Source organism: Polyangium jinanense (assembly GCF_028435365.1).
The window spans coordinates 1-26,796 of record NZ_JAGTJJ010000043.1 but is presented as its reverse complement, the minus strand read 5'-3'; the positions used below and the strand labels follow the sequence as shown (position 1 = coordinate 26,796).

Genomic DNA, 26,796 nt, shown 5'->3' with positions numbered 1-26,796 from the left:
GCGCGTGAGGCGAAGAAGAGGTAGGATCACAGAAGAACCATGGACCTCGTTTGTCTCTGTCCCCTTCGCGCGTCGACGTTCGCCTGGCAGGCGCATACCGGAGCGCATGCGCTGACGGTGGTTGTCAAGGCTACTTTCGTGGTAGAGCCGGGCGAATGCACGCTCGCGCCGAAGCAGGAGGCGGTGCACGAGGAGGATGGATACTGGAACGACGATCCCGCGCGGAGCGTCGTCACGCCGAGCGACAAGGTGCCGTACAAGCCGCGCGCGGACGTGATGCTCGTCGGGCACGCGTATGCACCCGGAAAACAGCCGACGCGATCGATCATGACGCGGCTCGTCGTGGGGGAGCTCGACAAGTCGATCGAGGTCTGGTGTGATCGAGGGTTCCGCGTGCAAGACGGGCAACTGCTGGAGGGGCCACGGTTCGTGAAGATGCCGCTCCGGTGGGAGCGCGCGGCGGGCGGGCCGGAGACGAACAATCCGGCGGGGATGCGGTTCGACGCGGCGCCGGATGCATATGGCATGGTGCCGATTCCGAATTTGCAACCGCCGGGGATGTTCGTGTCCAAACGATCGGATACGTTTGCCCCGGTGTGTTATGGGCCGGTCGGGGCGGAGTGGCCGGCGCGGAAGCAGCGGCTGGGGCGTTTGGCAGGAACGTTCTCGCCGACGGGGTGGGCGGAGCGGCCGCTGCCGGAGGGGATGGATCCGGCGTATTTCCAGGCGGCGCCGCTGGATCAGCAGGTGAAGGAGATCCGGCCGAACGAGCGGATCGTGCTGGAAGGGTTGCATCCGGAGCATGCGCGGGTGGTGACGAGTTTGCCGGGGGTGCGGCCGAGCGTGGTGGTGGATCGGGCGACGGGGGAGAGGGAGGAAGTAAAACTCATCGCGGATACGTTGTCGATTGACACGGACCGCGGGGTGTGCTGCGTGGTTTGGCGGGGCATGATCGGGCTGCGCGGCGCGGACGAGGCGGGGCGGATTGCGGTGCGGATAGAGGGAGCGGGGGCGCAGGCGGAAGCAGCGGCGGAGGAGATCGCGGAGGATTTGCTGGAGACGATTCCGCCGACGGCGCTGACGGCGGGGGATGGGGACGAGGACGAGGATCTCGCGGCAATGACGTTGGTGCCGACGTTCGGGGCGAAGGCGGCGGGGCCGGTGATGCCGTTTTTGGGAGGTGAACGGCCGCGCGTGACGGGGACGCCTGCTCCGAAGCCGGGAGATGCGGCATTGCCGTTCGGGCAGCCGACGAGTTTGGCGGCGCTTCGGGCGGGGGACGTCGCGGCGGTGCCGGTGGCAGGGGACCAAACGATGCTGCCGCTCATGGCGAAGAAGGCAGCGACGCCGGCCCCGAGCGCGCCGCCGATTGCGCCTCCCGCGTACGTGCCGCCGCCTCCGCCGGTGGCGGCTCCGCGCGCGACGGCGGAAAGCGTGTGGTCCTCGGGCGCGCCGGGTACGGCGGCGCCATCGCGGGAGACGATTGGTTCGGCCGCGGCTGCTGCTGCGGCGGCTGCGGCGGCGATTGCGACGCCGAGTGTGGATCGGGCGAGCCAGGAGGGCGCGCTGGCCGCGTCGAATGCGGCGGCGGGTGCGGCGCCGTGGAGTGTGCCGAAGCGTGAATTGCGTCCGGCGATCGCGGAGAGCGAGGCGGTGGGCGTCGAGCCGGCGCGGGAGATGTTGCAGCTCCTCTGGTACGACCCGGAGAGCATCGCGCGGATGCGGCGGGTGCCGGCGTGGAAGAAGGTGTTCGAGGAGCTCGAGCGGAGTCCGCGATCACGCGAGATCGAGATCGTGGATGGAGCACGCGAGCCGTGGGAGATCGAGGATCGGCAAGAGGTTTTCCAGGTCCTCGCCAAGGCGCCGCGGGTCGACGGCAAGGGCGTGGAGGAAGCGCTGGAGGGGGCGATCGGTGAGGACGGGAAGTTCGTGCCGCCGATGGTGTTGCTCGCGGGGGAGATTGAAATGCCGTTCGACGAGCTGGAGGCGCTCAAGGCGGCAATGTCGACGGCGGCGCCGCTGGTGACGGCAGCGGATGAGGGGCTGAAGGCGGCGGTGGGGGTGGCGAAGGATTTCGTGCAGATGCCGGGGTTGTCAGCGGCACCGGCGGTGTGCGAGGGGTTGACGACGCGGATAAGGGACGCGTTTTCGCGGGAGAAGAAGGGGCTGCCGGCGGATTATTTGGAGCAGCAGATGGAGAGGGTGCTGCTCGGGGGAAGGCATTACCAGAAGAGGGAGGTGTTCGGGGGGAGGTTCTTGCGGTGTTTGATTTGGTTGCCGGGGGAGAAGGGGGCGATCGTGGGGTATTTGCCGGAGGAGGTGGGGAAGAAGGTGCCGATGTGGAGGCGGTGGCGGGGGAGAGTGATCGGGGAGGTTTGGCCGGCGCAGGATCAGTATGAGGCGGGGGCGCGGGCGGTGAAGGTGGTGGGGGTGGGACGGGTGGGGGGAGGCGGGCATCGATGAAGGTACCGCCAGCGGCCCCGGCTACGTGCGAAACGTCCTTCCGCGTTCACATCTTTATCCCCCCGGACCATGCTCAAGATCAAACAACTGCAAATGCATGCGCTCGCCGACGCCGAAACACGCGACTTCGAGCAGCGCGTCCTCGCCCATCTGCGCCGGTGCTCGCCCGGGAAGACCGAAGCCAGGAGCGACGAGGAGCTCCGGGCGCTGATCAGGGATGGTCTGGCGCTCGCCGAATCCTACGGGATCCTCTCCGAGCGCGGCGTCTGTCTTTACATCGACCTCATGGTGCGCTTCGGGGAAGACTTCGACCGGGCGCCGGGGCTCAGGTGGATCACACAATACCTTTCCGACACCTCCATAACAGACCCCGAGGCCAGAATACTGGCCGTCTTCGATGCGCTCCACGCTTACAGTGACGAACTCGATGCACACCGTCATGCACGGCGGAGCAACTGAGTCATTACGGTGCAGGATCTCGTGGCAAACCCTTCGGGTGGCCAGCAGGCAAAAGACGACTGCTTTGCGAATTTCAGTGACTCCGCTTTGCTAGGAGCGAACTCGACTTGCCCGAATGTGATCTGCGATCCCAAAGTACCTCCGGCCCCTGCGAACGTCCTCGGCAAGTGCTCGTACTACGTGTGGAGGTACGCCGACTTCATCCGGCGGCATCGGGGGTGCAAGCACACACCGCCTGACTATTACATGAACTATGGCTTCAAGTACTGCACCACCTTCAGTCTCGAAGTCCGCCCCAAGCTATCGCCGGCTGGCCAGATCTGGCTCGACAATGCACGCATGCTGCTGCAGGTGTACATGGAGAAAGGGCTCGCCTCCAATCCAGCGATCGAGCGCGACAACGACAAGTTCAAAACCTTTGCGTTCAAAACCCACCCGGATGCCTACTGGAATGCGGGCTTTCATGATATCTCCCTGAAAGACAAGCTGACGGTCGTACAGACCCCAGCATTCAAGGAATGGCTCGACAAGGAAACGTGGCAGCAGGCTTATGACATGGCCATGAAAGAGGCCAAGCAGTACACCAGAGACGCCGTCGATGCAGCAAGACAAAAGGGGGAGGAGGCCGTCGATGCAGCAAAACAAAAGGGAGAGGAGGCCATCGATGCGGCGATCGATGCGGCGCTGCGCGCGGCGAAGAACGCCGCCACAGACAAGCTGAACGAGGTGATCGACGGATTCTTGAACGACATCCCGGTACCTCATTTTTGAATGTCCATGATCTCTCAAATGTCACGATCTAAGTGGGAACTCGTCTCAACCACACCCCGGTTCCACGACGTGCGCGCGATGTGGTTCTCCAGCGAGCACCTGGCCGGCGTGCTGTGCTGCGCCTGCAGGCCGCTGGGGGCCATGCTGCGGCAGGGCGGGGAAGACGCGTCGGAGATGATTATATTGACGAGCAAAGGCGACTTCACTACCTGGACCACCGTCCATCGGGAAGCGGGGCGCGTGGACGACATATCCCACGCTGGCGGCGTGCTCCACGTGATCGGCGCCCGACAACGAGGAGATGGACAGATGCAACAGCTCCTGCTCAGAAGCGTGGATGCCGGCGCATCCTGGACCACGATCCCTCTTGGCGGCCCCGCGCAGCGCCAGGGTCTGGCATTCGTATCGCCCCGTTCGGGCTACGTCTGGTCCGCAACCGACCTCCGCATGACCCGTGACGGCGGCCAGACGTGGAGCACATCCATCCTCAGCACCCCGAAGAACAGCTCGCTGGCGAGGCCATCGCTCGGGGCTGATGGAACGCTCTGGCTAGCCACGGAGGACCACCTGTATTACGTGCGCGAGGATCGTGCTTTCGATGGTGGTGCGCTCCCCGCTGGACTCGAGCTGTGCTTCTTGCAGCCGACGAACGCCGGCGGCGTCCTCCTTCTGGGTCGCGCAGGCGACCCCGGGGCAAGCGGGCTCCCGGTGGAACTGCACGAGCGGACTGGTTCAGGCTCTCTACGATTGTGCCGAGAGTTTCCACCGTTCCTGCCAGACTATTTTCATGCTTCCGGCAGGTTCTTGCTCATCACCGGCACGACGACCCACGAGACGTCGATGCGCCCGCTGCTGTTTTTCAGCCACGACGCCGGAGACACGTGGTTCGAGGAGAACGACGACGCTCTTCCTGTGGTGAAGGGCGCTCATTTCGAGGACGGCGCCAATCGTCTATGGATTCGTGCTTCCTTTGACCGGATCCTGCGCAGGAACTTCGGACGATGAGGCCAGCGCCCGTCGACTGGGCGGCTACGCGGTGCTCCTCCGACCTGGGCAGGGGAGATCCTTTGCCAGTGTCAGGACGATTTCTTGTAAAATAGGATGTACGCAGCGCCTTTCTTCACATCGCCACCGCCATTGCAGTAAAACTCCCCGTAGGATTTCACCAGCTCGGTCCCCGATGTCCCCGGGTGCACGCTAGGCTCCTTCTCCTTGCTCGAGATGTAGAACCATTTGACGTCCTGCGTGATCTCGGGGTCGAGGGGCGGGAAGTTCTCGATGCAGTGATAGGGTTTAAGGAAGTTCGTGAACTTCGAGAAGTTCGAGTTCTTCCTGACCTGCGAGTTTCGCTTGGCGACATCATGAATGGCAGCCCGGGCCTTCATCAGCGACAGGAGCTTGGCGTCGTCCCACTGAGCTGGATTGTATTTCTCCTGCTCGGTTGGCTTGCTGGTCTTCGTGGGATAAATCCCTGCCGTCTCGCCCCACGAGACCTCGCTCAGCGTGAGCTTTCCGGTCTTCTTGATTTCGAGCGACGTGGTGGGGTGGATCGGCAGCTCGGCGATCTTCAGCGTTCCTCGCTGCAGGGCCCGCACGAGCACCGGTAAGACGTCCTTGTCGCGAGCGGATTGGGCACCTATCTCCGTGACGGCAGACAGGAAGCTCCTCACGTACGTGTAGTTCACCGGATCGCCCAGTAGCTTGGCGACGGTCGCCTCCGCAGCCGGACCTTCGAGGGGCGCGGCGGGGAGGTCATCGTGGCGCGTGCCGAGGACGAACATCTTACCTCTAACGTAGAGCACCGCCGGTCGGAGCATCGTGCCGTTCATCTCGACGTACCTCCTTTTCTGCTATTGCGTGGACGTGGGTCGATCGATGCCCTATGACGTGCAAAACTGCTCGACCTCATTGTTCACGCAACCAGCACTCAGTTCGCCTACCGAAGAAGCCAGGCTGTTCTAGCCGTCATGCCATGGGCCAGACGAACGTCCCCGCGGGACAGACCAGCGTCTTTTTCGTCTCGGCGACGTGCGATTCGTCTCCCTTGACGGTCCACAGCTCGACACCTCCTTTCACGTTGAAGCATCGAAACAAGAGCGTCCATCCGTGCCCCTGCTGGTGCAGCGCCGGATCCTCGCACTGCTCCTCGAAGAGCTTCCGGCTCTGCGGGTTGTCCTCGGCGAGCCAGTTGGCCATGTACGGTCTCACCCGCTGCAAGAATTCTCGCGAGGCGACCTGCCCGCGGGGTTCGAACGTGAGCTGCCGGGTAGCCTCTGCCAGCTTGATCGGGGGAAGCCCCTTCGGCAAAGGCCCTGTGCTCTCGACGAGCATCCGTGACAGGTTCGCGAGCCCGTCAGGGCCATTGAGGTGCCTCACCTCGCCGTCTGGCTTCACCCAGAATAACGCTTGCTTCCAGTCCTGCGTCCGCGCCCATACCACCCGGCCCGCGTGCAGCCAGGGGAACTTTGTTTCTATGACGGTGACGAGCAGATCGTCGAACGGCACCCCGAGCAAGCGCTCGGAATCGTCGGCCACGGCATCGATATAGTCTTCGTTATCCATACAGGTTCGTGATGAGTGATCCGCGGATGGTCGTCACCGGGGTAGATCGAGGACCCAGCCTGGGTCATCGGAGTTCGCTATCCTGGTGTTCCATTCGTCGCCGCCGACCGCTATCTGCCGGCACCCTTGTCTTCCAGGTAAAGCTGGGTCACGGATGAGAAGCTTCTTCTTGCCATCCGCGGTTGTTTGAATTCCATCGAGCACCACGAAGTGGCCCGGCGAGCGGAGCAAGAGCATGGCCGGTCTCCCTTTCGCGAGCGCCGACTCCATATCCTTGATGGTCGCTTTGCGCTTCCATTGGCCAGGGTTGGAGACGCCGTGATCCTTGAGCATGGTCAGTATGTCACGGGTGTACGTACCATTGAACTCGTCGTAGCCGGGCGGACTTCCGCGCGCGCTGGACTCCTCGCGCAGCGTTTCCTCTGCCACGTTCACGCCCGTCCGGGACTGGATGACCATCCGGACCGCCGCCGGGCCGCAGGACATGGGCTTCTCTTGCTGGATGAGCATCTTGCCACGGCAATCCACGGCTCCTCTCGGATACTTCCGCTTGCGTTGCCGTTTTGCCTTACCCTGACCTCCTGCAAAAGCGCCCTCGCCTCCCCCTCCGGCCTGTTCGTCCCGAGCCCCTCTCTCCGCGCTGCCGGCGTGCGCCCCGAGCGCCGGCTCCTCCGGTCCCTGGGGCTTGCTTCCCTTCCCTTTGCCGGGTTTGCCCGACACGTTGATCTTGACCAGCGTCCCCTCGATCGTCACCCCGCTGGCATCAATGCGGAGAAACCCACCAGGTCCGGCCACCGTCAGATCCTCGTCCGCCTCGGCGACGAGCTCCTCGCCGGCCAGTGCGTGGATCTGCTCGTTCGCCTTCAACGCATAGCGCCCGCTCACCCCTTCTTGCCGATCGTCCACCACGGTGAGCGAATGGTTTCCGTCGACTTGCTCGTTCCGGCTGCCGAGCACCTCCACGCTCACGTCGCCGTCGATGCGCTCGCGCTTCTTCTGCATCGTGACCTGATCGCCGTCGTTGCCGACCCACCGCCAGCGGCAACCGTCCGTGTGCTCGAATTCGTCATTTTTCACCAGCTTCTGCCGATCGTGCACCACGGTAGCGAACTCGTCATTCTTGACCAGCCGCGTCCGATCCTTCTCCGCCTGCTGCCAGACGAGCTCCTTCTCCTTGAGATCCTCGAACATGATCTCGTTGAAGCCGCCCGACCCGAGCGACGAGTCGCTTTTCCACGTGCTCCGCGTCTTGTGCTCGGGCAGCCTGTAAGGCACCTGCTGGACCGCGTTGTACACGCGGCCGACGATGATCGGTTGGTCCGGGTCACCCTCCAGGAAACCCACCATCACCTCCTGCCCGATGCGCGGCAGGACGATCATCCCGTAGCCCATCCCGCCCCAGCCCTGATTGACGCGCACCCAGCAGGAGCTTCCGTCGTTCTTCTTGCCTTCGCGGTCCCAAGGGAATTGCACGCGGACCCGCCCGAACTCATCCGTATGCACCTCCTGTCCTTGGGGTCCGACCACGGTTGCGCTCTGCAGACCGTGGACGATGGGCTTGGGTGTGCGGCGCGGGGGGCGATGAGGCGTGTCGGCGAAGACCGCGTGGCCGGTGAGGCTCCATTCGTCGTTGGCCGTGCCCTCGAGGGTGGTCTCCAGGACGAGCAGCTTGCGATCGTGCGGGAGATCGGGATGCGGATGTTGGTCGATCGAGAAGACGGCGCCGGGGGCGAGGTCGAAGGTGTTGGCCTCGAAGAAGACGCCGCGGACGCCGGCGCGCTCGCCGTGGAGGGAGCGCTCGGCGAGGAGCTTGCCGTATTTCGCATCATGGCGGGCAACCCCCTTGTCATCGGCGACGGGCGTGCCGCCGCCTTTGCCGGTCTCGACGAGGAAGGCGCCCTGATCGAAGTGGTATTGCTCGAGGCGAGCCTCGGGGGCGCTGGCGTGCGGCGCGTCGCCGAAGAGGGGGAAGTCCGGGTTGCGAAAATCGTGGTCGCGAGCGGCGAAGGCGCCGGGGCGGACCTCGCGGGCGAAGCGGACAGCGGTGACGCACTCCTTCTCGGAGGCCTGGCTGGGGTGATCGACGTAGCGGATGGGGGGGCCGGGGCGCCGGGGGTTCGCTTCGAGTCGGTCGCTCAGGGCGAGCTTGCCATCCTCGGATTCGGGGAAGGTGTAGACGATGCCGGCTTCTTCGAGGAGGCGGCTGACGAACTGGAAGTCGGTCTCGGCGTACTGGACCTTGTATTCGAGCTTGGGATAGCTCGTGCGGTCGATGTGCCAGACCTTCTCGACGGACCACTCGGCGAGGAGTTTGTCGATGATGTCGGGGATGGAGAGGTGCTGGAAGATGCGGTTGCCGCGGCGCTGGGTGAGGCGGAAGAGGTCGGGAACGATGCGGAAGTGGTAGGTCGAGAGGCCCTTCTGACCGGGGGCGGGCTGGAGGGCGTAAACCTGTTCGGTGTCGACGATGATGCCGCGGAAGGTACGGGCACCGAGGTTGGCGACCTCGAGGTAGCCCGCGACGATACGGAAGGTGGCTGGCTGGTCGAGGACGGCTGTCAGGTCGAGGCTAGGGTCGGGAGAATGAGCCCAGAGGGATACGGTGAAGAGGGAGGAGGCGGATTCACGGATGGAGAACCGGTAAGGCGAAAGAGCCGCGGTGATATTCGCTCTGATATGTAGATCTAGAACCGCCATTGGAACCCTGCGCGAGGTGACCAGCAAGCCACCCAAGGACCATCATTTACTTGCGACCATGGACATGTGCTTGTCACACCGCAGTGCAACATCATGCGCCTTCGTACACGGTGAATTGCCAGCAGTCACCCTTCATCGATTTGATAAAACCGTCAAGACGGTCCGCAGTTTCCTGCTGGACATGCATCAAGATATCCAGCGGATGCTTGCGTTCGTCATACATTTTCTTCCAGCTCGCGCGGGCAGGGCTGAACTTATGTTCGTCGAGTCCCTTTGGCTTTCGCCAGTCATTCGTATCGATGTCCCAGAGCGTGAGCTTCAGGCCAACCTCTCCGACTGCCTCACGCACAAGCTGGTTGCGAGCGCCGAATGGAGGACGTAGCCTCGTCGGTGCCTTGCCTGTGGCCTCTGCGATCGCCATCTGAGCTCGATTCAGGTTCTCGACAATGTCCTGTTTCTTGTGGAACCGAACCAGGCCCGAACCCTCGTGATCCCACGAATGACTCTGAGCGATATGCCCGCTTTCGACAATAAGCCTAGCAGCATCAGGGCTCCTTTTTGTCTCCTCACCAAGCAAATAAAATACGCCCCTTATGCCATTGTCATTCAGTATTGCTATAATGCGCTCCAGCTCACGCGTCGGCTCTGGACCATCATCGAACGTCAAAATCGCGCGGTACATCTGCGGACACGCATTGATCGGCAATTCGGTCCCGTCTTTATCCAATCGAACGGGGCGGCCGCTCTGCGCCTGCGCGTTCTTGGCACCTTGAGCGAGCTTACGTAGTTGCGGCGCAGGTATTTTCATCATCGTGGAGCCATCCACGCAGGTGAGCCATGCACCAGCAGCTCTTGATGCTCAGCCTCGTAAGAAAGGACCAGGTCGCCCTTCATTTCCGTGCGCTGTGATTCGTTACAGGTATCCCAGAACACCCTCATCACCCCTGGATCATAAAACCTAAAATAAACCCGCTCCCCCGTCTCCTCCAGCTCCACCATCAAAAACCGTCTCCAATGTCGCCGTACCTCGACAAACCGCTCCTCACTCGTACACCAGATCCCCCACCGCCTCCCCCACCCCTCCAGGACGAGCTTGTCGAGCAGCCCCGAATCCTCCCGCATCGGCCCCACCAGATACGGCGCCACCTCCTCCAGCGTCTCCCCCTCGACCCCGTCGTACAGCGACCGATGCGGCTCCACGTGCTCCCTCAGCAATTCCAAAATGCGATCATCCCGCGCCGCATCCACCACCGCATAAAGCTTCTCCCGCCCCGCCACCCCCCGCAGCTCCTCGAGCGCCTTCTCGGCCGCCTCCCGCCGCTTCCGCTCCTCCCGCGCCGCCTCCCGATCCTCCTCGTCGCTCTCGTCCTCTGGCGCCGGCGTCCTCCCCTCGACGTACACCATGAAATCCGTCTCGCCCGCCTGAATCCACCCCCCGTGCGGGATCTCCTCCTCCCCCTCGATCGCCTTTCCCCCGAGCATCGTCCCCTTGATGCTCCCAAGATCCCTCACGACCGCCCGCACCCCATCCCACCCGATCTCGAAATGCAGCCGCGACATCTCGCCATCATTCTCAACCACGAAATCGGCGCCCGCCATCCGCCCCACGCGCACCGTTTGCCCCGCCTTCAACACGATCTTCGTGCCCGCGAGCCTCCCCCACCGAACCTCCATGATGAGCCGCGGCGCTGTCACGACTTCCGCCCCCTCTTCCGCCGCTCCTCGCGCTCCTTCTTCTTCCGCTCGCATTCTTCGCAGAACGGTTTGTCCGTGCGCAGGGTATCCATCTGCGGATTCGACCCGATCAGCACCGTCGGACATCCTGAAACGATCCGCCCCCCGTGACTCGTCGGATCCCCTCTCCGCGCCGCATCCTTGTATCCGATGATCACCGTCGGTTCACCCATGACAATGGACGCGCCGCAAGCCTCCATGTCCCCCACGCGCGCCTGCCACTGGTACCCAACGACGACCGTCTCCTCTCCCGTCACGATCACGTTCGGTGGGTGCAGCGGGCACGTATGTCGATCCAGAATCCTCGCAGCCGGCGGCATCGCTCCTCCTCCTACTGCCCGATCAGCGTCACGCTGACGTCATCCACCTCGGCCTCGATCGCCTCTTCCGGCTCGTCCGGGCTCGACCCCTTCCCGCTCCCCGGCGACCCACCGCTGTTGATCCGCACCTGCTTCCCGCGAATCGTCACCCCGCTCTGGTCAATCCGCACGAACCCGCCCGGCCCCTTGATCGTCAGGTCCTTTCCTGCCTCGATGACAATGGCCGTCCCCGCCGCGACGTGGATCTCCTCGTTGACCCCGATCGCATAGTTCTTCCCGACGAGCTCGTGCCTATCGCCCTTCACCGTCAGCGATTGTTTCCCCTCGATCCGCTGATTGCGCTTCCCGTACACCCGCAGATGCGAATCCCCCTCGATTCGCTCCCGCTTGTTCTGTTTGACGACGATGTCCTGGTCCTTGCCGACGTAGACCTTCAGGAACCCGAGCGTCTTTTCGGACTCGTCGTTCTTCACGAGCTTTTGCCGATCGTGCCCGATCGTGATCGTCTCGTCGTTCTTCACCAGCCTGCGCCGGTTCTTCTGCGCCTGCTCGTACACGAGCTCCTGGCCCTTGAGGTCCTCGAACATGATCTCGTTGAACCCGTCCGAGCCGAGCGACGAATCACTCTTCCACATGCTGCGCGTCTTGTGCTCCGGCAGCTTGTACGGCACCGCCTGTTTCGCGTTGTAGACGCGGCCCACGATGATCGGTTGGTCGGGGTCGCCCTCCAGGAAACCCACCATGACCTCCTGCCCGATACGCGGGAGCACGATCATCCCATAACCCGTCCCGGCCCAGCCCTGGCTCACGCGGATCCAGCAGGAGCTGTTGTCGTCGTTCTTTCCTTCGCGGTCCCAGGGGAATTGCACGCGTACCCGGCCAAACTCGTCCGTGTGGATCTCCTGGCCGTTCGGCCCCACGACCCGCGCGCTCTGCACGCCCTCGACGCGCGGCTTCGGCGTCCGCTGCGGCGGCCTGTAGGGCGCATCCGTGAAGACTGCTTGTCCGGACATGCTCCACTCGCCCTCCGGCGTCCCCTCCACCGAAAACTCGGTCACGAGCAGCTTCGTCGACTCCGTGATGTCCGCGTGCGGATGCCGGTCGATCGAAAAAACCTCCCCCGGCCAGAGATCGATCGTGTTCGTGTCGAACGACACCACGCGCCGGTCCACCCGCGTCCCGCCGAGCAGGCGCGTCGCGCGCCCCTTGCCGAACCCTTGATCGTATCGCGCGACGCCCTTGTCATCCGCGGCCGGCGTCCCGCCGCCCTTGCCACCTTCGACCAGGAATGCCCCGGGCTCGTAATGGTACTGCTCGTACTTCGCTTCTTGCCCCTTGGCCTTCGGCGCCTCGCCGAAGAGCTCGAACGAGGGGTTCCGGAAGTCGTAGTCGCGGATCGTGTGCGCCCCGGGCCGCACCCCGTAGGACAAACGGATCCCTGAGACGAACTCCTTCTCGGCCTCCTGGTTCGGGTTGTCCACGTACGGAAGAGCCCCGCCAGGCCGCGGCGTGTTCGATTCGAGCTTGTCGGAGAGGGTCAGCTTCGAGCCCTTCGCGTCGTCGTCCGCAAACGTGAAGCCGATCCCCGCCTCTTCGAGCAAACGGCCGAAGAACGCAAAATCACTCTCGCCGTACTGCACCTTGTACTCGAGCTTCGGGTACTTGCCGCGATCGATCTCCCAGACCTTATCAATGCCCCAGTCGTCGAGGAGCTCGTCGACGATGTCCGGGATCGAGAGGTGCTGGAAGATGCGGTAGTTCCGCCGCTGCGTGAGCATCCACAGGTCGGGCACGATGCGCAGCGAGTAGGTCGACAGCTCTTTCGCGCCCGACGCAGGCTGCACCGCCTGCACCTGCTCGATCGAGCTCACGATGCCGGTCCAGAGTCGCGCGCCGCCGAGCCGCGCGAAGAGCCATCCGCTCACGACCCGCAAGGACGCCGGTTGCCCGATGATCGCCTCGAGGTCGATGCTCGGGCTCTCGGACCGCGCCCACACGGAGACCGTGAACAGCCCCGACACCGTCTCGTGCACCGAGAAGCGCCGCACCGACAGCGAGCTCTCTCCGCAGGCAAACGTCAACTCGAGAATCGGCATGCGCGCAACACCTCGTGTTCACCCTACCAAGCTCAGGGTTTGCCCGTAAACACTCTCGTATGTCCAGCAACAATCCCAAGCAAGTACCGATACTTAGTACGCCCCGCCCCTGCCCGAGACCTGGATCACCGACACCCCACCCATCAACGCCCACAAAAGTCAACACATAACGTCACTCCACACGCATCGCCCCAACCAAGCCCCCCACCAACTCCGCTCCCATGTCGATACCACCAACGTAGTACGCGCACATGTTTCCCCTACCAAACCCACCGCGCTACACTCCCACCTCATGGCATCCGCAGGAGGACCCGCGGCCCCTGGCGACGTCGTCGCCGAGCGGTACCGCGTCGAGTCGTGGCTCGGGCAGGGCAACATGGCCGCGGTGTATCGCGCGACGCACCTCGGCACGGGACAAACGTGCGCGCTCAAGCTCGTGCTCCCGCAGCTCGTCGACCGTAACGAGATTCGTGACCTGTTCGTCCAAGAGGCGCGCGTCGGTGCGCGAATCGGGAAAAACCCGCACATCGTTGACGTGTTCGACGCCGGAATCGACCCTCCGCGCGGCGTGCCGTTCCTCGCCATGGAGCTGCTCGACGGCGATACCCTCGACAAATACGTCAAGCAGCGGGGGCCCGTGCCGCCAGGCCTCATGCGGATCCTCTTCCTCCAGCTCGCCGATGCGCTCGGACAAGCGCACGCGGCGGGCGTCGTTCACCGGGATCTCAAGCCGGGAAACCTGTTTCTCACGTACGACCGCAGGAAGAGCCCGCTGCTCAAGGTCGTCGATTTCGGCATTGCGAAGGTCCTCGAGGAGGGCATCCAGGGAACGGCCACGCAGGTCGGATCGCCGGCGTACGCCGCGCCCGAGCAGCTCGGCGCGTCCCTGCGGCCCATGGCTGCGAAAATGGGGGTCGTCATTTCGCACGGAATCACGCCCCAGACCGATGTCTGGGCCCTCGGCGTCATCGCGTACGAGCTCTTGCTCGGCGCGCCGCCCGGACATCTATGGACAGGCGCGGAGCGTGGAACCGTCGCAGACATGGTCATGGGCGTGGCCATTCACCCGACTCCGTCTGCGGTCGCCCGCGCGGGCTTCAAAGCACACCTCTTTCCGCGTGGCTTCGACGAATGGCTCGAACGGTGCCTCCAGAAAAACGCCGCCGAGCGATGGCCAAGCGTGGAGGAGGCCGTCCGGGCGCTGGCCGAGTTGCTCGATAGCGGGTACGACGACGGAGAGACGCAGCAGATTCGTCCGCACGCATTGCTCGGCATCAGGAAGCCACAATCGATGCAGGCGACGATGCCACTTCATCCCAAGCCGCGTTCCGTACCGCCTCCGCCCGTGCAAACCGCCGTGCTTCCTCCGGGCTTCTACCCCGTGCCCGAACAGACCGCCCCGCCGCCACCCGAACCCCCGAAAGCTCGCCCCGCCGTTCCTCCGGCTGCCCGCGCACCGCTGCCCTCCGCCCCGACGCACGTCGCTCCCGCATATTCCCCCGCCGCCTCGATGCAAGCGCCCATGGCATCTGCATCGCAGCCCTCCCTGCCATCCATCCCTCAATTGACCGCGACGACGCACGGCCTTTCCGCGACGACCCCGCCGGCCACGGGAAGCGCTTCAAAAAAGCTTGGCGTCGTGCTCGGTGTCTCGGCGCTGCTCGCTGCCGTGAGTCTCGCGGCACTCGTACTGATTCCGAGAACAGGAGGGCTCCGAATCGAGGTCACCGGCCGCGAGCTCGGCAAGGTCGCGATTTACGTGGATGGACAGGAGCGTTGTGGGACGACACCGTGCGTCGTCGGCGATCTCGCGCCAGGAGACCGTATCGTCAAAGTGGTCGCGCCCGGGAGGGGCGAGAAGGTCGTGTCCGCGAGCGTGGCGCGAGGGGAAGAAAGCCCGGTCCTGATTCCCCTCGAAGGGGTCCGTCCGAATCCTCCCGATATCGAGCCTCCGAGGCTCGTGGAGGCATCGTCGACGCCGCCCGCCGAGTCACCTTCCGTGCCGGAGGCGGTTGGTACGATCCCAGCGCCGACGTCGGGCCCCTCGCCGACGGCAACGCCCACGGTTGGCACGGCAACCACCCAGCCAGCGCAGAGCAATGCGACGCTCAACCTCAATTCGATCCCGGTATCGAAGGTCGTGCTGGATGGGCGGCCGCTGGGCAGCACACCCAAGGTCGGCCTGTCGGTGCCGGCAGGGACACACACGGTGACCTTCATCCACCCCGAAAAAGGGAAACAGACCGTGACTGTCACCGTAAAGGCGGGGGAGGCGAAGACGGCCGCGGTCAAGTTCAAGTAAGGGGCGACCGAGCGCATCGAGCCGAGAGTGCCCGGGGTCACCGAGAAGGATCCGACAAAACGCGCGCGCTCGATGCTACCATCGCCCCCTGCCGAGCGAGCAGCGATGGTGCAAAACGAGAACAAAGGCCCCCCCGAGGCGCATCCCAACAGCCCCGATCCCAATCTCCCGTTGGCCCCGACCGCCAGCGCGGATTCTTCTTCCAAGCCGGAATCCGAGGCGTTCGCCGGGCCTTTGCAGGCCGGCTCCAGCATCAAGCACTACGAGCTCATCCGCAAGCTGGGCGAGGGCGGCATGGGGATCGTGTTCCTCGCCCGCGACACCAAGCTCGGCCGCCTCGTCGCCATCAAGGTTCTCCTCGAGCACAGCGGCGTGGGCGCCGAGCGCTTTCTCGCCGAGGCGCGGGCCACCGCCAGCTGCAAGCACGAGAATATCGTGGTCATCCACGAGGTCGACGAGCACGACGGATACCCGTACATGGTGCTCGAACACCTCGAAGGCCGCACGCTGAGCGCCTTTCTGGCGCAACGCGAGGCGCCCGGCGCGTTCGAGCCCCGCTCCCCCGCAGACACCCGAAGCGGGCGGGTGTCGCCGAGCGTCGCCGTCGAGCTCGTCCTGCCCGTGGTGCGCGCGCTCTCTTGCGCCCATCAGCTCGGGATCGTGCACCGCGATCTCAAGCCCGACAATATCTTCCTGACCGCCGGGGGGCATGTCAAAGTGCTCGATTTCGGCATCGCCAAGCGGCTCGAAGCCCAGGAGCTCTCGGCCATCACCGTCTCCAGGCAGCCGCTCGTCAAGGGCGCAGGCCTGACCGAAGACGGAGCGCTCCTCGGCACGCTCCCGTACATGTCGCCCGAGCAATGGCGCGCCGAGGACATCGATGCGCGCAGCGACATCTGGGCCGTGGGCATCATTCTTTTCGAGCTCTGCACCGGGGCGCACCCGCTCGCCCCGGCCACGCTGTTCCAGCTCTCGCAGGTCGAAAACCTCGACGAACCCATGCCCCGCGTGAGCGACAAACGCGCGGACGTGGGCCCGCTCGGCGACGTCATCGACCGCTGCTTGCGGAAGCGCAAAGCCGAGCGCTTCGGCTCGGCCGAGGAGCTGCTCGCCGCGCTCGAGGCGATCTTGCCCAGCCGAAAGTCGCTCGCGCAAAACGAGGACGAAAGCCCCTTTGCCGGCCTCTCCGCATTCCAGGAGGCGGACGCTGCGCGCTTCTTCGGCCGCGATCGCGACGTCGAGAGCATCCTCGGGCAGCTCCGCCACCAGCCGCTCGTGGCCGTGGCCGGGCCCTCGGGCGCGGGCAAGTCGTCCTTCGTGCGCGCGGGCGTGATCCCCGCCCTGAAGCGCTCGGGCGAACGCTGGGAGATCTTCCTCCTGCGCCCGGGGCGAAGGCCCCTCGCCGCGCTCGCCGAAGTGCTCACCCAGCTCTCGGCGGCCCCGCCGGAGAGCACGCGGGCGGGCGCGAACGAGCCGCTCGATCCCGAGGATCTCGTGGCCACCCTGCGCACGCAACCAGGGCTCCTCGGCGCCCGGCTGCGGTCGCGCTGCCGCCGGCAGGGAAGCCTGCATCGCATCCTGCTCTTCGTCGATCAATTCGAGGAGCTCTATACCCTCGGGACCGACCCCGGCGAGCGCGCGGCATTCGCCGCCTGCATCGAGGGCGCGGCCGACGACGCCTCGTCCCCGCTGCGCGTCATTCTCTCCATCCGCTCCGATTTTCTCGATCGCCTGACCGAGGATCGAAAGCTGATGACCGAAGTGATTCGCGGGCTCTCGTTCCTGCCGCCCGTGGGGCACGAGGGGCTCCGCGAGGCCTTGACGCGGCCGATCGAGGCGACCGGGTATGGCTTCGAGAGCGAGGAGATGATCGAGGGTATGCTCGACGCGCTCGAACGCACGCAGAGCCCCCTGCCCCTCCTGCAATTCACGGCCGCGAAGCTCTGGGAGGCGCGGGATCGGGAGCGCCGCCTGCTCACCCAGGACAGCTACGAGCAGCTCGGCGGGGTCGCGGGGGCGCTGTCCACGCACGCGGACGCGGTCCTTTCCGGGCTTTCGTCGCTCGACCAGCGGCTCTGCCGGGCGGTCTTCCTGCGCCTCGTCACGCCCCAGCGCACGCGCGCGGTGGTGAGCCTGGAGGAGCTTTACACGCTCGCCGAGGACCGCCACGCCGTGAAGCAGGTGGTCCATCACCTCGCCGACGCGCGGCTCCTGCTCATCGAGACCTCGAGCGAGCGCGAGGGCACGCGGGTGGAGCTCATTCACGAGTCGCTCGTCGAAAGGTGGGCGAAGCTCAAGCAATGGCTCGACGAGAGCGAGCTCGATGCGCAGTTTCTGGCCCGGCTACGCGCCGCGGCCGAGCAATGGGAGGCGAGCGGGAAAGCCGAGGGCCTGCTCTGGCGTGATCGCGCGGCGGAGGAGGCGCGCGTGTGGCTCGAGCGCCGGCGCGCGGAGGGGCGCGTGGCTTCGGCCGTCGGGTTCGGCGGGCGTGAGGAGCATTATCTCCAGGCCGTCGTCGCGCTTTCCGTGCGCGCGCGGCGCATTCGCCGGCGGATCGCCGCGGGCGCCATTGCCACCGTCGGTGCAATCGCCCTCCTCGTGTCGGGGCTCGCGAGCCGGGCGAGCCGAGAAGCCGCGCGCGCGGACGAAGCGGCGGCGTTCGCCGAGGGCGAGGCCCGGCAGACGCGCAATACCACCCGCATGGCCATGGCGCGCGAGCTTTTGGAGACCGATCCGACGACCGCGCTCGCGCTCCTGCGCGAAGTCGAACCCCCTGGGGTGCCGCGCGAGTGGTCCGATCTGGCGCGGACGGCCTTGCATAGTGGGCTCACGCTCGTGGTGCTCCCCCACCACGACAGTGTCTTTTCCACCGCGTGGAGCCCCGACGGCAAGCGCATCGCCACCGCGTCCCGGGACAAACTCGCGCGCGTGTGGAGCGCGGATGGCAGCGGCGAGCCCCTCCTCCTGCGTGGTCACGTAAGCGCGGTCAATGCGGTCGCCTGGAGCCCCGACAGCAAGCGCGTCGCCTCCGCCTCCGACGACAGGACGGCTCGGGTGTGGAATGCCGATGGAACCGGCGAGCCCCTCGTCCTGCATGGGCACGAGGATGCGGTGAGCTCGGTGGCCGTGAGCGCCGATGGAAAGCGCATCGTCACCGCGTCGTACGACAGGACGGTGCGGGTATGGAATGCCGATGGAACCGGCGAGCCCCTCGTCCTGCGCGGCCACGACAATGCCGTCCTGTGGGCGGATTTCAGCCCCGATGGCAAGCACATCGTCAGCGCCTCCGCGGACAGGACGGTGCGGGTGTGGAAGGCCGACGGGAAGGACAAACCGTTGATCTTGCGCGGGCACGAGAACAAGGTGCGTTATGCGTCGTGGAGCCCCGATGGCAAGCGCATCGTCACCGCGTCGGAGGACAGGACCGCGCGGGTGTGGAATGCCGACGGGTCGGGCGAGCCTCTGATCTTGCGCGGACACGAGGGCTGGGTCCGTTCGGCGAAATGGAGCGCCGACGGCAAGCGCATCATCACCACATCCGACGACAAACGGGCGCGGGTCTACAGTTCCGATGGCGTGGGCGAGCCCTGGATCCTGCGCGGTCACGAGGGCTGGGCCCGTGCGGCGGAATGGAGCCCGGATGGCCGGCACATCGTCACCGCGTCCTCCGACAGGACCGTGCGAATATGGGACGCCCGGAGGATAGGGGAGCGGCTGGTTTTCCGCGGGCACGAGGGCGCGGTCTCTTCCGCGGCTTATAGCCCTGGCGGCGAGCGTATCCTCACCGCATCGGAGGACGGCACCGCGCGGGTGTGGAAGGTCGACGGGAAAGAGGAACCCTTGATCCTGCGCGGGCACGAGGGCTGGGTCTCCTCGGCGGCGTGGAGTACGGACGGCAAACGCATCGTCACCGCCTCCCAGGACCGGACCGCGCGCGTTTGGAATGCCGATGGAACCGGCGAGGCTTTGGTCCTTCGCGGGCACGAGAGCGCGCTCAATTCGGCGGCATTCAGCCCCGATGGCAAGCGCATCGTCACCGCCTCCCAGGACCGGACCGCGCGCGTTTGGAATGCCGATGGAACCGGCGAGCCGCGGGTCCTCCGCGGGCACGAGAGCGAGGTCCGCTGGGCGGCGTGGAGCCCCGACGGCAAGCACATCGCCACGACGTCCTCGGATCGGACCGTGCGGGTGTGGAATGCCCATGGGGAGGGCGAGCCACGAATCCTCCGCGGACACGATCATTGGGTCGAATCGGCGGCCTGGAGCCCCGATGGAAAGCGCATCGTCACCGTGTCCTCCGACAGGACGGCGCGTGTATGGAACGTCGACGGAATGGGCGAGCCGCTGGTTTTTCATGGACACGAGGGCTGGGTCCGTTCGGCGGCGTGGAGCCCGGACGGCAAGTGCATCGTCAGCGTCTCTGTGGACAAGACCGCGCGGGTTTGGAATGCCGATGGGACGGGCGAACCCCTGGTCCTTCGCGGGCACGAGGGCTGGGTCTCTTCGGCGGCGTGGAGCCCCGATGGAAAGCGCATCGTCACCGCCTCCGACGACCAGACCGTGCAGGTGTGGCACGATCTGACGCCGCTCGTCAGCCCCGATGCCCCGCAGCTATGGGCCGCGACGCCCTATTGCGTATCCGTCGATTGGACGGTCAAGCACCTGGGCGTGTCCGAAGACATGGCCCGCGCCGAACGGCAAACCTGCGAGCGTCGCGTCGAAGAGGCGCGCGCGGCGGCTGCCGACGGCGCATCACGATAAATGAGCCTGCCCGCTTCCAGACCGGCGACCTTCCCGACCGCCCCCCAATTCCTGGCTCAGGCCGACCGCCGAGCTACCCTGGCCGCATGGTGATCAGGCGCGAGCCACGCGGACCGCTGCGGCTGTTCGTCCAGATGTTGTGGTACTCCGACGACACCGCGGATCGCGACGGTCGGTTCGAGCGCGAGCGCGTGTTGCCGACCGGTTCGATGCACGTCGTGGTTCGACTCACCGACCCTCCGCTGCGCGTGTTCGACGGAGCCGGCATCGCAACCGATGTCGGCCGTGCGGTGATCGGCGGCGCACGCTCGACGTTCTACGAGCGCGACATCTCGCGACCGTCGCGGTCGGTCGGGGCGTTGCTCTGCCCGGGCGGCGCATTGCCGCTGCTCGGGATCCCCGCGGAGACCTTCGCGGAGCGGCACACCGCGCTCGAGGACGTGTGGGGTTCAGCGGCGCTCGAGCTGCGCGATCGCCTGCTCGAGGTCGGATCGCCCCATGCTGCGCTCGATCTGTTCGAATCCGCGCTCGCGGCACGGTTTCCGCGCGTCCGCGGCGTGAATCCCGTCGTCGCGCACGCACTCGCGCGGTTCGAGACGACGTTCGATGTCGGCGCCGTGGTCGACGAAACTGGCTACAGCCATCGGCACTTCATCACCATGTTCCACGAGGCGGTCGGGCTGACTCCGAAGCGCTACTGCCGCGTTCGCCGCTTCCAGCGCGTGCTTTCGCGGGCCGCGTCGACGCGGCCGTGGAGCGAGATCGCCCTCGACGCGGGGTACAGCGACCAAGCGCACTTCACGCGCGAGTTTCGCGAGCTTGCCGGAGTTTCGCCGAGCCGGTTCCGCCTCCTGTCACCGGCCCACGCGCATCACGTGCCGATCGACACGCCGAGTTCAAATTCGTTCAAGACCGTGCGGGCACGCCGGGGCAAAATCGGGCCATGAAGATCCACGAAGCGTTCGCGTATCTCCGCGTGAAGCAGGCCGACCGAGCGATCGAGTACTACAAGCACGTCTTCGGTGCGACCGAGAAGCTCCGGTTGACCGAGCCGAGCGGCCGGATCGGACACGCCGAGCTCGACTTCGGCGCCACCATCGTGATGCTGTCCGAGGAGTATCCGGAGCTCGACATCCTCGGGCCGCAATCGATCGGCAGGACGTCTGTATCGATCCACCTCCATGTCGACGACGCCGACGCGCTCATCGACCGTGCGGTGGCGGCGGGCGGCACGCTCGTGCGCCCGCCGGCGGATCACTTTTATGGCGAGCGGTCCGGCACCGTGCGCGATCCGTTCGGGCACGAGTGGCTGATCGGTCACAGCATCGAAGCGGTGACACCCGACGAGATGCAGCGACGCTACACCGAGTTGATGAAGGGCTGACGACACGCGTTCGTCCCTCATCGGTCGGCAACCAGCGTCGCGGCTCAAAACGTGCCGACTTCGCCGAGCAGCGTGCCCGTCTCGATCAGGTACACATGGCCCCGAGGGTTCGACGCGCCCGCCTCCCAGCGCGATTCGAAGACGAGCTCGTAGGGGAAGCCGCACCCCGAGCAGCTGTCCCCCGACATACCGCCGGCGTACACGTCCGGGAACGGGTTTTCCTCGAAGGAGAAGGCCAAGCGAAGGTCCGCGGCCCCGTCGTTGCTCCGATAAAGCGCCCCGCGCTGCTCGTGTTCGAGAATGCCGTCGGCGCTTGATACCTGCCCGAGCACGAGGACCTGCAAAAACTCGTCGGCGCACTCGCTCTTGCGGTCGATGTGCTGCACCACCGGCGAGCTCTCGGTGTCGGCGGCGAGCGACCAGGTCACGGCGCTTTTCGTTCCGTTGGCCCACGCCACCTCGAAGCTCCCGGACCCGCCCGTCGCGTCGATGGCCTCCTGACCGCTCACACCGAGGGGCGTCGGGTCGGTGAGGCCATGCTCCACGCGCGTCTCCCCCGCCATCGCCGGGAGGAAGTCGCAGGGATCGGCGCCAATCTCCCCCGTCTGTCCCCCGGTGCTCGTGCACCCCATCAGCAGCCCCACCAAAGCCCAGCAAGCAAGTCGTGCGTTCATCGAAGCCTCCTTCGCTCTCCACTTGCCGCAGCCCATGGGCCGACGCAAGCGCCGCGTAGCGCACATACGCATTATCTATCGTGCCAATCTGCTATACTGTGTGCAGATATGCGATACAAGAAAGCGCACTACGATGAAATCGCAAAGGATTTCTGCCGAACGCTCCGCGGCCGGCGTTCGCAGCGGCAACTGAGCGTGCGGCTCGGGTACGGCACGAACGTCGCGTTCGGCTGGGAGTCCGGGCGGCGCTTTCCCACGCTCCCCACCCTGCTGCGCGTCGCGGCGTACAACGGTGTCGACGTCCATCACGCGCTCTCGGAGTTCGTGCGCCAGGAGAAAGCCTTCCGCGCGGACGTCGCCGTCTCCGACCCGATCCTCACGGCCACCCTGTTCCAGGTCCTCAAAGGAGGTCTGAGCAACGCCGAGATCGGCTCCCGTATCGGGCGCAGCGCGTCCCAGGTGTCGCGCTTCATGGCCGGCACATCGCAGCCGCGGCTCCCCGACGTGCTGGCCATCGTCGACGCGACCACCGATCGGCTCCTCGACTTCCTGGCCCTCTTCGTCCCCCCGAGCCAATTGCCCTCGGTGGCGCGCGATTTCCGAACGCTCGAGGAGCGCCGTCGGATTGCGACCGAGCTGCCCTGGTCGCACGCCGTCCTGCGCGTCCTCGAGCTCGCCAGCTACGCCGCCCTCCCCTGCCATGACGACGCCTGGGTCGCCGCTCGCCTCGGACTGCCGGACGACGAGGTGCGCGCGTGCCTCGAGGCCCTCTCGCGAGCGGGCCTGATCCGATGGCAGGAAGGCCGATATGCCGTGACGGCCGAGACGGTCGACATGACCCGAGGGCCCGCCGAGCCACGGCAACGATTAAAAGCGCACTGGCTCGACGTCGCCGCGCGCCGGCAGCGTCGCGGCGACCCGGGCCTGTATTCCTACAACCTGGTCAGCGTCGCGCGCTCGGACCTCGAACGGCTGCGGGCTTTGCACGTGCGGTATTTCCACGAGCTTCGCCAGATCGTGTCGGACTCGCGCGAGCCCGACTGCGTCGCGCTGGTGGCCATGCAGCTCCTCGAGCTCGGCGCGTGAGGCGCGAGCGAATCACGCGGTCGCGGCGGAGAGCCTGCGTTCGCCGGGCGGCAGGTGCGCGCGGACCATCTGCAAGAGTTTGTCCCTGGTGGTGAGGCCGACGTGCCGCGCGACCTCCTTCCCACCCACGAACGCGATGACCGTGGGGAACCCGCGGATCCCGAAGCGTGCCGCGAGGCGGGGCTGATCGTCGCCGTTGACCTCCACGACCTTCAGGTGCCCCGCCCCCTCCACCGCGAGCGCGTGAAGGATCGGCGCGAGAAGGCGGCACGGCGGGCACCAGGTGGCGGTGAAGTCGACGAGCACGGGCACAGTAGAGGTCGCCACCTCGGCGTCGAAGGTCTGCTCGGTGACGGATCGGACAGGGGTCGTGGACATGGGAGCCTCCTTGCCTCGGGAGGTTTCGAGACGGGCATACATTACAGAGAACGTTTTCGTGTAATGTCGGGCGAGCTCGAAACCTCACCCTCGGGAACCATGCACAACGCCGGCACGGAGGATGTTCTGGATCACATCTCGCAGCTCGCCCTCACGCGGCGAGCGGCCCTCGCGGCCCTCGCGCGGAAGGAGGGTGTATCGCCCGAGGATGCGGTCGATTGTGTCCAGGAGGGTCTCTGCAAGCTGCTGGTGGCCGCGCAGGACGGCTCGCTCGCGGCGGAAGGCGAGGACTGGGCCGCGATCCTCGGGGGCATGGTGCGCAACGCCGCGCGCAACCGGCGGCGACGCCACTTCGTCGCGCGGCCGCACGACGATCTCGACGCGTACCCGCTCGACGGGAGGGAAGGCGCGGCCGCGGACGAGGCGCTCGTGCGCGCGGAGGAGCACGTGCGGCTGCGCGCCTGCGTCGAGGAGTTGTGCGAGATCCAGAAAGCGGTGGTGACGCTCCGTATGCTCGAAGAACAGCCGGGCGAGGACGTGGCGCAGGCGCTCGGCATCTCGCCCGGGTACGTGGCGGTCCTGCTTCACCGCGCCAAGGCGGCGCTGCGCGTGTGCATGACCGGACGTGGCGCCGGGCCGTCCTGATGGGTTCGTCAAAGAATCGAGCGGCGTAGCGCGGCTCCAGCGAAGCACCTCGTATGCGGCGCGCCTGTCACACTCCGCGCCCCCGATCGGATAACGGGCCGCCATGCAGCCAATCGTAGCCCTCCTCCTGACATCGTTCGCCCTCGCCGCGTCCACGCTCTGCGCCTGCAAGCCGGCGCCCCCACCGGAGCCAAGGCCGTCGGTGGGTGCCCCGAGGCCCCCAGCGGCCGCGCCAGCAGAGCCGCCGGCCGCGGCCGTCGCCGAGCCGCAGGACGAGGCGGATGCGCGCTGCAAGTGTCCCGCGGAGCCGAGCGTGGCAGCCGAGGTGACCGTGGATGCGGCCGCAGACGAGACGGTCGACGCCGAGCGAGGCGCGCGAGCGCAACGGGAGCTTCCAAAGGCGCTCGCGGCCCGGCTACGCGCCGCGCTGCCGGAGCACCGCGCCGCCTGTGACGTCGCGCGGTCAGGCCCGTGCACCTTGCACGGGGATCTCGACGGCGACGGCGTCCTCGACGACGTGGTGCTCGTGCGCAGCCGCGCCGGCGCCGGTGGGATTGCCATTCTCTGGGGGAAGGGCGCCGCGGAGCTGCTCGGCGGAGGGCGCCGGGGGCAATGCTGGACAAGGACGGAGGTGCCCGACGTCGACGGCAGTCCCGGAGCGACGCCGTGCGCGACCGAGATCGACGCCGACCTCGGCTGGCTCGCGCGCTGGGAGCTGCGACCCCGAAAGCTCCGCAACGACGTCCCCGTCCTCGTCGGGCGGATCGGCGGAAGGACCGTCGAATCGCCGGCGAAAGGTGCCCTCGGCGACGGGCTGCTGCTCGACGGCGGCGACGCCGCGGCCGTCCTCTACCGCACCGCCGACGGCTGGACGTTGATGCACCTCGGCTTTTAGGTGCCGCTCGGGCGCCAAAGCTGCATGATTCCGTCGCGCATCACGCCGTCCACCTCCGCCGAATAGGCGACGCCATCACTCCACGCGAACGACTTCAGCAGAGGAATGTACCGCCATTTCGACAGGGCGACGTCGCCACCGCCTCCCGTTCCTTGCGTGCTCCACGCGGGTGCGTCGCCGCCGAAGGTCTCCGTCCCCCAGGTCCAGGTCGCGGTCGTGAAATCGAGGCTGCTCGGCGTCAGCGTTTCGACCGTGTTCTTTCCGCGCCCCTCGTAGATGTAGAACTTCTTCGTGATCGGACACCAATCGACGCCGAAACCGGCACTCATCACGTCGTGATCCGGCCAGACGACGAAGGTTTTCCGGACGGGGACACCGGAGGACATGTCGAGGACCTCGCCAAGAACCTTCGTCTGGCCATACTGCGTCCAGAAACCAACCGCCATGTCGGCCTCCGGAACGTAGATGTGGCGCGGGTAGTACGCTCCCTGGGCCCACCACCACGAAATCGCTTCCCGATGAATGGTGCGCGGGTGCGTGTCGGCAAAGTCGAACCAATTGACGGCCTGCTCGTCCGACCCTGCCCAGAAGACCTTGCCGCGCTTCGTGTCTTCGATGACGCCCGTGTAGGGTGACGAGGCCTCGATCGTTCCGATCGCGGACGAGAAGCGCGTCCACACCCCCGTCTCGAGATCGACGGCGTGCGGCGAAACGGGCGGACCATTGCGCACGAGCATCGGCAGCAACCACGACCCCTTCGGCCCGGAGCCTGATTTGTTCGGGGGAACATACGCCGGCAAATTGTACGTGTGGAGCGCCGGGACGATGTAACTGCCTTCGTGGAGATAGTCCTGCCACGTCGGATCGACCAATGAATTGTAATCGGTTTCCGGATTCGAAGGTCCGACGCGCGACCACTTGTTCGAGGTGAAGTCGAAGACGTAAAGGCTCACGTCGTCGCCGCCGCCGTGCCCTCCGCCCCAATAGACCATGGCTCCGTAGGTGGAGAAGCCGCTCGCGAAAGCGGCGCCGGTCCAATTCCGCCACGGCGCCTGCTGGCCCCCGCTGAAGTACCAGCAATTGTTCGCCGGACATGGACTGACGTCCGAGAGATTGTTGAGGTTGACATTCCTGATCTGTCCAGGCGGCGGAACCGTGTCCGGCAGCGGAGCATCCACGGGCCCGCCATCCGAGCCCGCGCCGCCCGCTCCTGCGTCGTCGAGCGAGCCGTCAGCGCCCGGGGGTGTCGGTTCGTCTCCCGAGCTGCAAGCGATGAATGCGACTGCCAGTGCGAACGTCGCGCATCGCGCGCCGGAAGGTGCCCATGCCGAGGTCCTACCAAAGATGGATTTCATGAGCGGGTAAGGAAATGCAGCGGGTCCGCAAAGTCAACGTAAATCTGCCCGCTACAGTCGCAATGCAATGGTACAAAGGTCGCACGGACGGCGACGATGAGGCAGCTCCGACGTCAAGGCCTTTAGCGCGGTTTTTACGCTGCGCTTCCGTGTGGCGGTAGCCGCGTTGACGTGCGCCGTTGCCTTCCTCCGACCTTCTTCGCTCCTCGGCATG

The 26,796-nt window shown here is 66.0% G+C and carries 21 protein-coding genes; 11 read left to right on the top strand and 10 right to left on the bottom strand.

Annotated features, from left to right (window positions below):
- Positions 1 to 39 precede the first annotated feature (39 nt).
- The 4 genes from KEG57_RS40100 to KEG57_RS40085 all read left to right on the top strand — a co-directional run bounded on the left by KEG57_RS40100 (position 40) and on the right by KEG57_RS40085 (position 4,698).
- Entirely contained in the window at positions 40 to 2,463 is a 2,424-nt protein-coding gene (locus KEG57_RS40100; RefSeq protein WP_272426276.1) for a DUF2169 family type VI secretion system accessory protein, read from the top strand.
- A gap of 69 nt (positions 2,464 to 2,532) precedes the next feature.
- Entirely contained in the window at positions 2,533 to 2,922 is a 390-nt protein-coding gene (locus KEG57_RS40095; protein ID WP_272426277.1) for a hypothetical protein, read from the top strand.
- A gap of 9 nt (positions 2,923 to 2,931) precedes the next feature.
- Entirely contained in the window at positions 2,932 to 3,693 is a 762-nt protein-coding gene (locus KEG57_RS40090; protein ID WP_272426278.1) for a hypothetical protein, read from the top strand.
- Complete coding sequence (locus KEG57_RS40085) at positions 3,694 to 4,698, top strand: WD40/YVTN/BNR-like repeat-containing protein (protein ID WP_272426280.1); 1,005 nt, start codon at positions 3,694 to 3,696, stop codon at positions 4,696 to 4,698. It abuts the gene before it with no gap.
- Between the two features lie 71 nt (positions 4,699 to 4,769).
- On the opposite strand, the gene KEG57_RS40080 is transcribed toward KEG57_RS40085, so the two are convergent.
- The 7 genes from KEG57_RS40080 to KEG57_RS40050 all read right to left on the bottom strand — a co-directional run bounded on the left by KEG57_RS40080 (position 4,770) and on the right by KEG57_RS40050 (position 13,102).
- Positions 4,770 to 5,522 (bottom strand): hypothetical protein, encoded by a 753-nt coding sequence (locus tag KEG57_RS40080; protein ID WP_272426281.1) that lies wholly within the window; start codon positions 5,520 to 5,522, stop codon positions 4,770 to 4,772.
- A 136-nt stretch (positions 5,523 to 5,658) separates the two neighbouring features.
- Complete coding sequence (locus KEG57_RS40075) at positions 5,659 to 6,255, bottom strand: hypothetical protein (RefSeq protein WP_272459488.1); 597 nt, start codon at positions 6,253 to 6,255, stop codon at positions 5,659 to 5,661.
- A 33-nt stretch (positions 6,256 to 6,288) separates the two neighbouring features.
- Positions 6,289 to 8,952, bottom strand: coding sequence for a type VI secretion system tip protein TssI/VgrG (gene tssI / locus KEG57_RS40070; protein ID WP_272426284.1), 2,664 nt, complete (start codon positions 8,950 to 8,952; stop codon positions 6,289 to 6,291).
- Between the two features lie 91 nt (positions 8,953 to 9,043).
- Positions 9,044 to 9,763: a polysaccharide deacetylase family protein gene (locus KEG57_RS40065; protein WP_272426285.1), complete on the bottom strand. Its 720-nt coding sequence runs from the start codon at positions 9,761 to 9,763 to the stop codon at positions 9,044 to 9,046.
- Entirely contained in the window at positions 9,760 to 10,647 is an 888-nt protein-coding gene (locus KEG57_RS40060; RefSeq protein WP_272426287.1) for a DUF4123 domain-containing protein, read from the bottom strand. The genes KEG57_RS40065 and KEG57_RS40060 overlap by 4 nt, the downstream gene beginning before the upstream one ends.
- The gene (locus tag KEG57_RS40055; RefSeq protein WP_272426289.1) at positions 10,644 to 11,006 is read right to left on the bottom strand and encodes a PAAR domain-containing protein; all 363 of its coding nucleotides are present in this window, start codon (positions 11,004 to 11,006) and stop codon (positions 10,644 to 10,646) included. The genes KEG57_RS40060 and KEG57_RS40055 overlap by 4 nt, the downstream gene beginning before the upstream one ends.
- Positions 11,007 to 11,017: 11 nt before the next feature.
- Positions 11,018 to 13,102 (bottom strand): type VI secretion system Vgr family protein, encoded by a 2,085-nt coding sequence (locus KEG57_RS40050; protein WP_272426291.1) that lies wholly within the window; start codon positions 13,100 to 13,102, stop codon positions 11,018 to 11,020.
- Between the two features lie 292 nt (positions 13,103 to 13,394).
- Between KEG57_RS40050 and KEG57_RS40045 the strand changes: the two genes are divergently transcribed.
- The 4 genes from KEG57_RS40045 (at position 13,395) to KEG57_RS40030 (ending at position 21,549) form a co-directional block, all read left to right on the top strand.
- On the top strand, positions 13,395 to 15,404 hold the full coding sequence (locus tag KEG57_RS40045; RefSeq protein ID WP_272426293.1) for a protein kinase domain-containing protein: 2,010 nt from the start codon (positions 13,395 to 13,397) through the stop codon (positions 15,402 to 15,404).
- 171 nt (positions 15,405 to 15,575) lie between these two features.
- Positions 15,576 to 20,165, top strand: a complete 4,590-nt coding sequence (locus KEG57_RS40040) for an nSTAND1 domain-containing NTPase (protein WP_308215662.1) — start codon at positions 15,576 to 15,578, stop codon at positions 20,163 to 20,165.
- A gap of 86 nt (positions 20,166 to 20,251) precedes the next feature.
- A complete protein-coding gene (locus tag KEG57_RS40035) occupies positions 20,252 to 21,112 on the top strand; it encodes a helix-turn-helix domain-containing protein (RefSeq protein WP_272426297.1) in 861 nt (286 codons plus the stop codon).
- Positions 21,109 to 21,549, top strand: coding sequence for a VOC family protein (locus KEG57_RS40030; RefSeq protein ID WP_272426298.1), 441 nt, complete (start codon positions 21,109 to 21,111; stop codon positions 21,547 to 21,549). Before KEG57_RS40035 ends, KEG57_RS40030 begins: the two co-directional genes overlap by 4 nt.
- A 44-nt stretch (positions 21,550 to 21,593) precedes the next feature.
- Here the strand turns inward: KEG57_RS40030 and KEG57_RS40025 are convergent, their stop codons facing one another.
- On the bottom strand, positions 21,594 to 22,223 hold the full coding sequence (locus KEG57_RS40025; RefSeq protein WP_272426299.1) for a hypothetical protein: 630 nt from the start codon (positions 22,221 to 22,223) through the stop codon (positions 21,594 to 21,596).
- A 108-nt stretch (positions 22,224 to 22,331) separates the two neighbouring features.
- On the opposite strand from KEG57_RS40025, the gene KEG57_RS40020 reads away from it, so the two are divergent.
- On the top strand, positions 22,332 to 23,309 hold the full coding sequence (locus tag KEG57_RS40020) for a DUF4423 domain-containing protein (protein ID WP_272426301.1): 978 nt from the start codon (positions 22,332 to 22,334) through the stop codon (positions 23,307 to 23,309).
- A 12-nt stretch (positions 23,310 to 23,321) separates the two neighbouring features.
- On the opposite strand, the gene KEG57_RS40015 is transcribed toward KEG57_RS40020, so the two are convergent.
- On the bottom strand, positions 23,322 to 23,687 hold the full coding sequence (locus tag KEG57_RS40015) for a thioredoxin family protein (protein WP_272426303.1): 366 nt from the start codon (positions 23,685 to 23,687) through the stop codon (positions 23,322 to 23,324).
- Positions 23,688 to 23,786: 99 nt separating this feature from the next.
- On the opposite strand from KEG57_RS40015, the gene KEG57_RS40010 reads away from it, so the two are divergent.
- Both KEG57_RS40010 and KEG57_RS40005 read left to right on the top strand, forming a co-directional pair.
- Entirely contained in the window at positions 23,787 to 24,332 is a 546-nt protein-coding gene (locus tag KEG57_RS40010; protein ID WP_272426305.1) for an RNA polymerase sigma factor, read from the top strand.
- A gap of 103 nt (positions 24,333 to 24,435) precedes the next feature.
- Positions 24,436 to 25,227 (top strand): hypothetical protein, encoded by a 792-nt coding sequence (locus KEG57_RS40005; protein ID WP_272426307.1) that lies wholly within the window; start codon positions 24,436 to 24,438, stop codon positions 25,225 to 25,227.
- Here the strand turns inward: KEG57_RS40005 and KEG57_RS40000 are convergent.
- The gene (locus KEG57_RS40000) at positions 25,224 to 26,405 is read right to left on the bottom strand and encodes a hypothetical protein (RefSeq protein ID WP_272426309.1); all 1,182 of its coding nucleotides are present in this window, start codon (positions 26,403 to 26,405) and stop codon (positions 25,224 to 25,226) included. The genes KEG57_RS40005 and KEG57_RS40000 overlap by 4 nt on opposite strands.
- Positions 26,406 to 26,796: the final 391 nt, after the last annotated feature.

Excerpts from the sequence above, each read along its gene's own strand:
- KEG57_RS40100 (WP_272426276.1), top strand. The coding sequence starts at position 40 with ATGGACCTCGTTTGTCTCTGTCCCCTTCGCGCGTCGACGTTCGCCTGG.
- KEG57_RS40095 (WP_272426277.1), top strand. The coding sequence starts at position 2,533 with ATGCTCAAGATCAAACAACTGCAAATGCATGCGCTCGCCGACGCCGAA.
- KEG57_RS40085 (WP_272426280.1), top strand. The coding sequence starts at position 3,694 with ATGTCCATGATCTCTCAAATGTCACGATCTAAGTGGGAACTCGTCTCA.
- KEG57_RS40080 (WP_272426281.1), bottom strand. The coding sequence starts at position 5,522 with ATGAACGGCACGATGCTCCGACCGGCGGTGCTCTACGTTAGAGGTAAG.
- KEG57_RS40075 (WP_272459488.1), bottom strand. The coding sequence starts at position 6,255 with ATGGATAACGAAGACTATATCGATGCCGTGGCCGACGATTCCGAGCGC.
- tssI (WP_272426284.1), bottom strand. The coding sequence starts at position 8,952 with ATGGCGGTTCTAGATCTACATATCAGAGCGAATATCACCGCGGCTCTT.
- KEG57_RS40065 (WP_272426285.1), bottom strand. The coding sequence starts at position 9,763 with ATGATGAAAATACCTGCGCCGCAACTACGTAAGCTCGCTCAAGGTGCC.
- KEG57_RS40055 (WP_272426289.1), bottom strand. The coding sequence starts at position 11,006 with ATGCCGCCGGCTGCGAGGATTCTGGATCGACATACGTGCCCGCTGCAC.
- KEG57_RS40050 (WP_272426291.1), bottom strand. The coding sequence starts at position 13,102 with ATGCCGATTCTCGAGTTGACGTTTGCCTGCGGAGAGAGCTCGCTGTCG.
- KEG57_RS40045 (WP_272426293.1), top strand. The coding sequence starts at position 13,395 with ATGGCATCCGCAGGAGGACCCGCGGCCCCTGGCGACGTCGTCGCCGAG.
- KEG57_RS40035 (WP_272426297.1), top strand. The coding sequence starts at position 20,252 with ATGGTGATCAGGCGCGAGCCACGCGGACCGCTGCGGCTGTTCGTCCAG.
- KEG57_RS40030 (WP_272426298.1), top strand. The coding sequence starts at position 21,109 with ATGAAGATCCACGAAGCGTTCGCGTATCTCCGCGTGAAGCAGGCCGAC.
- KEG57_RS40025 (WP_272426299.1), bottom strand. The coding sequence starts at position 22,223 with ATGAACGCACGACTTGCTTGCTGGGCTTTGGTGGGGCTGCTGATGGGG.
- KEG57_RS40020 (WP_272426301.1), top strand. The coding sequence starts at position 22,332 with ATGCGATACAAGAAAGCGCACTACGATGAAATCGCAAAGGATTTCTGC.
- KEG57_RS40015 (WP_272426303.1), bottom strand. The coding sequence starts at position 23,687 with ATGTCCACGACCCCTGTCCGATCCGTCACCGAGCAGACCTTCGACGCC.
- KEG57_RS40010 (WP_272426305.1), top strand. The coding sequence starts at position 23,787 with ATGCACAACGCCGGCACGGAGGATGTTCTGGATCACATCTCGCAGCTC.
- KEG57_RS40005 (WP_272426307.1), top strand. The coding sequence starts at position 24,436 with ATGCAGCCAATCGTAGCCCTCCTCCTGACATCGTTCGCCCTCGCCGCG.